At 64.2% G+C, this 5,759-nt stretch carries 5 protein-coding genes; 4 read left to right on the plus strand and 1 reads right to left on the minus strand.

Features of this window, described 5'->3' with window-relative positions; all coding sequences use genetic code 11:
- The coding region (locus VJ604_RS06515) for a hypothetical protein (RefSeq protein WP_324080850.1) at window positions 1–217 on the minus strand (217 nt) is incomplete at its 3' end.
- On the opposite strand from VJ604_RS06515, the gene VJ604_RS06520 reads away from it, so the two are divergent.
- From VJ604_RS06520 to VJ604_RS06535, 4 genes are all read left to right on the plus strand, one after another.
- Window positions 216–1,364: an iron-containing alcohol dehydrogenase gene (locus tag VJ604_RS06520; RefSeq protein ID WP_324080853.1), complete on the plus strand. Its 1,149-nt coding sequence runs from the start codon at window positions 216–218 to the stop codon at window positions 1,362–1,364. The two genes, VJ604_RS06515 and VJ604_RS06520, sit on opposite strands and share 2 nt — an antisense overlap.
- Before the next feature lie 16 nt (window positions 1,365–1,380).
- Complete coding sequence (locus tag VJ604_RS06525; RefSeq protein ID WP_324080855.1) at window positions 1,381–3,087, plus strand: GAF domain-containing sensor histidine kinase; 1,707 nt, start codon at window positions 1,381–1,383, stop codon at window positions 3,085–3,087.
- Between the two features lies 1 nt (window position 3,088).
- Complete coding sequence (locus tag VJ604_RS06530; protein ID WP_324080856.1) at window positions 3,089–4,609, plus strand: sigma-54-dependent transcriptional regulator; 1,521 nt, start codon at window positions 3,089–3,091, stop codon at window positions 4,607–4,609.
- A gap of 342 nt (window positions 4,610–4,951) precedes the next feature.
- Window positions 4,952–5,759, plus strand: an 808-nt coding sequence (locus tag VJ604_RS06535; protein ID WP_324080858.1) for a response regulator, incomplete at its 3' end; no start/stop codon positions are given.

The raw sequence follows: 5,759 nt of genomic DNA on the forward strand, positions 1-5,759 counted from the left end.
CCTGGATCATCCGCTGCAGCGGTTCGCCCGGACCGCAAAATGTTGTCAATGCTTTAAAAACCTGTCTCATTTCTGTGTATTCAACAGTCTGCAACACCTCGTGAGGATCCGGCTCCTGACGAGGCGGCTGGCCGAACCGCAGGTTGGTATCGATCTTGCCAAGAGAAGGGGGCCGCGGTCCGCTGCAGGGCCGTATTTCCCGATGAGGAGCAGTCATGGATATCAGTAAATTCGTCGCACCAGAGATCATCTTCGGACGTGGGTCGCTCAGTCAGATAGGCGAGAGCGTGCTCAGGCTCGGCGTCTCCAAGGTCTTCCTGGTCAGCGACTCCGACGTCATCTCCTCGGGGTGGGTGGACCACGCGGTGGAATACCTGCATGCCGCCGGGCTCGACACCGTCATCTTCTCCAGCCTGACCACCAATCCCAAGGACCGCGAGGTCTCCGAGGGGGCCCTGAAATACCTGGCCTCCGGCTGCGACGGCATCGTTTCGGTGGGAGGCGGCAGCCCCACCGACGTCGCCAAGGCCGTCGCCATCCTCGCCTCCAACGGCGGCAGGCTGCAGGACTATGAGGGGATCAACAAGATCGTGACCCCGCTCCCTCCCATGGTGATCGTCCCCTCCACCGCCGGTGCCGGCTCCGAGGTGAGCCAGTTCACCATCATCGTCGACACCGACCGGAAGCTGAAGATGTCCATCATCTCCCGCTCGCTGATCCCGGACATCGCCATCGTCGACCCCGAACTGTTGAAGACCAAGAACAGCAAGCTCGCCGCCGCCACCGCGGTGGACGCCCTTACCCACGGCATCGAGTCCTACGTCTCGTTGGCGGCGACCCCGCTCACCGAGATCCACTCGCTGAAGGCGATCCAGCTAATCTCGCGCAACCTGAGACAGGCGGTGGCCGACCGCGGGGACATGGAGGCCAACACCAACATGGCCATGGCCAGCCTGACCGCCGGGCTCGCCTTCTCCAACGCCATCCTGGGGGCCGCCCACGCCATGACCCACCAGGTGGACGGCCTGCTCGACCAGCACCACGGCGAGACCAACGCCTCCATCCTCCCTCACGTGATGAGGTTCAACCTGTCGGCCTGCCCGGAGCGGTTCCGTGACATTGCGGTCGCCATGGGCGAGGATGTCGCCGGCCTCGACCTGATGGAGGCCGCCGAGCGCTCCATCGAGGCGGTGAACCGGCTGATAGACGACATCGGCCTTGCCGAAGGGCTTTCCCAGCGCGGTTTGCAGGAAGAGTTCATCCCCGTTTTGAGCAAGAACGCCCTCAAGGACGCCTGCCTGGTCACCAACCCGCGCAGGGCAAACCTCCAGGATATCGAGTCGATCTTCAGAAACGCCATGTAACGGACAGGTGGGTATCGTGAAAGAACGGGGCAAACTGCTTGAGCAACTGACGGGGGTCGACTCCTCCAAGCTCAACTACTACGTGGAGCTGAAGAAGCGTAACCAGGAGGTGCTGATCCAGAACAGCCGCCTGGAGCTCCTGCAGCAGCTCACCCGCGACATCAACATCGACATGTCGATCGGGGACATCATCGCCCGGGCCTTCCTCAAGCTCCCCGAGGCGCTCCCCTGTGACTTCCTGGGGATCGCCAAACTGCAGGACGACGAGCTGCGGCTGTTCGCCATGGTCCCCAAGAGCTTCTTCAGCGCCGGGACCATACCCCACGATTCCCTTTTGTACGGCGTGCTGGAGAAAAAGACCGCCACCAGCTACTGTCCCACCAAGGATACCTTCACCTTTGCCCGGGCGGCGGGGGAGGAGCGCCACACCCTGCGCTCGCTGGCGGTCGCACCGATGTTCGAGCGCGCCTCGGCGAGCGGCGTGTTGATCCTCGGCAGCACCCAGCAATCCGCCTACGCCGGAGCGGAACTCAACTTCGTGCAGCACCTGGCCGACCAACTGGCGATCAGCCTGCAAAACGCCCGCCTCTACAAACAGGTCTCGCGCGCCAAGAAGGAGTGGGAGGCCACCTTCCAGGCGGTCACCGATCCCATCCTGCTGGTGGACACCGACTACAACGTGCTGCTCCACAACGACCGGCTCCCCCCTTCCATGGCCGAAGGGTGGAACCGCGCCATCAGCAACAAGTGCTTCGCCAAGCTGAGAGGGCTGGACGAGCCCTGCGAGAACTGTCCGATTCAGGAGATCAAGAAGACCGGCAAGCCGGTGTTCCAGCGCTGGCGCACCGAGGAAGGGAACTTCCTCGATCTCTCCTACTACCCGGTCTTGAACGAGGACAAGCAACTCGCCGCGGTCACCATCATCATGAAGGACGTGACCAAGAAGCTCAAGATGGAGGCCCAGCTGGTCCAGTCCGCCAAGATGGTGGCGCTGGGGGTGATGGCCGCCGGGGTCGCCCACGAGCTGAACAGCCCGATGACGGTGATCATCGGCACCGCCCAGATGCTGGCCAGGGACAAGCGCGAGGAGGACCCGGAGGGGGCCGAGGCGCTGGAGGACATCATCAACTGCGGCCTGCGCTGCAAGCGGATCATCCAGAACCTGTTGACCTTCTCCCGGCAGGACCAGGCGCCGGTGGCGGCCATCGATCTGAACGCCGAGGCCAAGCGGGTGCTGGACATGATCAAGTACCAGATCAACCGCAACCAGATCGCCATCGTGGAGCGTTTTGATAAGGAGCTGCCGCGCCTGAACGCCAACGGCCCGCAGATCCAGCAGGTGCTGACCAACTTCCTGATCAACGCCCGGGACGCCCTCTCCGACGTGGAGCGCCTGGAAAAGACCATCGAGGTGACCACCGCCGTCTCCAGCGAGGGGGGGCGCCGCTGGGTGACCCTGAGCGTATTGGACAACGGCGTCGGCATCGCCGCCGAGAACCTCTCCAAGATCTTCACCCCCTTCTACACCAGCAAGGAGGCGAGCAAGGGGACCGGTCTCGGGCTCTCCGTCAGCCTGGGGATCGCGGAGTCGCACCACGGCCGGATCGAGGTGGAGAGCAGGCTGGGGGAGGGGAGCTGCTTCAAGCTGATCCTCCCGTTGGAAAACGACGATGCGGAGCCAGGCGGCCGCCCCGGCAACCCCGTATCCAATCCAGGAGCGTAGCGTGACAGAGTCCCCGGTAAAGGTATTGGTCATCGACGACGAAACCGACGTCTGCACCTTCTTCAGACGCCTCTTGACCCGCAAGGGATATGGCGTGGTCACCGCGGCCAACAAGCCGGAGGCGCTGGGGGCGCTGGCCTCGGGGAGCTTCAACGTGGCCATGGTCGACCTGAAGCTGCCGGATACCGACGGCATCACCCTTCTGGAGCTGATCAAGTCCCGCCAGCCCTCCTGCGAGGTGGTCATCATGACCGGCTACTCCACGGTCAAGACGGCGGTCACCGCTATGCAGCTGGGGGCCTACGAGTACCTGGAGAAGCCGTTCGACGACATCGACGAGATCGAGCGGCTGGTGGAGAGGGCGGCAGGCTCCGGCGCCCGCCTCTCCAAGGGGGACGGCGCCGACGAGGAGTGGGCCGAGGTCGCCCAGGGGGTCGGCTTCCGGGTGGGGGTATCGGCCGAGATGCGGCGCATGGTGTCGCTCGCCTACAAGGTTGCCGGCAAGGACATCAGCGTGCTGATCCAGGGGAAGACCGGCACCGGCAAGGAGGTGCTGGCCCGCTTCATCCACGCCGCCTCCCCCCGTGCCGGGCAGCCGTTCATACCGGTTAACTGCGGGGCGCTGCCGGAGAACCTGCTGGAGAGCGAACTGTTCGGCCACGAGCGGGGCGCCTTCACCGGCGCCAACCAGACCCGCCGCGGCATCTTCGAGCTGGCCAACAACGGCACCCTGCTCTTGGATGAGATCGGCGACGCCACCCCGCAGATCCAAGTCAAGCTGTTGCGGGTGCTGGAGACCGGCGAGTTCATGCGGGTGGGGGGTGAGCGGCCCATCAAGACCGACGTGCGGGTGATCGCCGCCACCAACGTCAACCTGGAGGAGGCCATCCGTGAGAAGAGCTTCCGGGAGGACCTCTACTACCGGCTCAACGTGGTCAGGCTGGAGATCCCCTCGCTGGAGGCCCGCAGCCAGGACATTCCGCTCTTGGCCGAGCACTTCGTCCGGCAGTTGAACCGCGACCTCAGGCTGTCGCCCGCCACCCTGCGCCTGATGCAGGAGTACCGCTGGCCCGGCAACATCCGCGAACTGGCCAACGTGATGAGGCGGGCGGTGGTGGTCTGCAACGGCGAGACCATCCTCCCCGAGCACCTCGGCGGAACCTTCCTCTCCGGCCCCTCGACCCGGCGGACCCCCGTCTGCGAAACGGCCGCGGAGACCGCGCTCTCGCCAGCTCTCCTGCTGGAGCGCTTCAGCGACCCCGACCTGCTGGGCAAGATGGAGCCCGTCGAACTTAACCGCTTGCTGGACTCCCTGCGCGACGCCCAGTCCGGGCTGCTCGCCGTCATGCGCGGCAAGGGGATCGCTCCCCCGCCGGCCGCCATCAAGGACGCCGAGGCCGACACCATCCGCGAGGCCTTGAGCCGCCACAAGGGGAACATCACCGAGGCCGCCCGGACCCTGGGCATCGCCCGCAACACCCTCTACCGCAAGATCAAGGAATTCGAGCTCGGCACGCGCTGAGAAGAGAGGGCGGTGTCTGATGGGTGGCCGTTCGTGCTGAGCCTGTCGAAGCACCCCTGCCCGACAATCACAGAGCTGTCCCCTTCGACAAGCTCAGGACAGGCTTCGACAGGCTCCGGACGAACGGGTTAGGAGCCTGATGGATCGGCATTGGAGTTCTCAGATCACTCCGTGCAGCTATTCCTTGCTCCCCTTTTCTTTCTTAAACAGATAACCTCCTGACTTTCCTCTCCCTTTCCCCCATCCCCCTCCGCAGTTCGCTCATGCTATAATTAAGTATCGCGCCCGGGCCTTCTCATCGCAGCAGGCAGCCGACCGGGCTGGATGCCAAGGAACATGCGTATGAGCAGAGACCTGCCGCGGGGGAACCCGCCCGGCAACATCCTGATCGTCGAAGACAGCCCCACCCAGGCGGAGCTTTTGGAGCAGCTTCTTCTCAACGAGGGATACCAGGTGACCTGGGCCAAGAACGGCCGGGAAGGGTTGGCCAAGGCGCGGGAGCTGCTCCCCGACCTGGTGGTTAGCGACATCATGATGCCGGAGATGACCGGTTTCCAGCTCTGCAGTGCCATCAAGGACGACCCCGGCCTGAACGCCATCCCGGTCATCCTGCTCACCTCCCTCAACGACCCCAAGGACGTCATCCGCGGTCTCGAGTGCCGCGCCGACAACTTCCTCACCAAGCCCTACGATGAAAAGTACCTGCTGATGCGGATCAGGCAGATACTGCTGGCCAAAGGGCTTCCCCAGTCCGAGGACGCCGAGCGTGGCAGCCTGGTCTTTTTCGACGGCGAGCAGTACCACATCAAGGCGGATCGCAAGCAGATCCTCAGCCTGCTTCTCTCCACCTATGAAACGGCGGTCAGGAAGAACAACGAACTCATCGCCATCCAGCAGTCGCTTTCCGAGCTGAACGAGCAGCTCGAGGAACGGGTGGAGGCGCGCACCGCCTCCCTGCTTCTGGAGGTGGAGGAGAGAAAGCGGGCCGAGGGGAAACTCAGCGAGGTGACCCGCCGGCTCCAGCTCGCCACCGCCTCGGCCCACCTCGGCATCTTCGACTGGGACATCGTCACCGATCAGATGATCTGGGACCACCGGATGCTCGAGATGTACGGACTCTCGGCCGGGGAGGAGTTGGGGTACCAGCGCT

Origin of the sequence: Geomonas sp. (assembly GCF_035254065.1) — a bacterium.
Lineage (GTDB): Bacteria > Desulfobacterota > Desulfuromonadia > Geobacterales > Geobacteraceae > Geomonas.

What these genes read in the sequence shown, in the direction of transcription:
- VJ604_RS06520 (WP_324080853.1), top strand. Translation starts at nt 216, where the DNA reads ATGGATATCAGTAAATTCGTCGCACCAGAGATCATCTTCGGACGTGGG.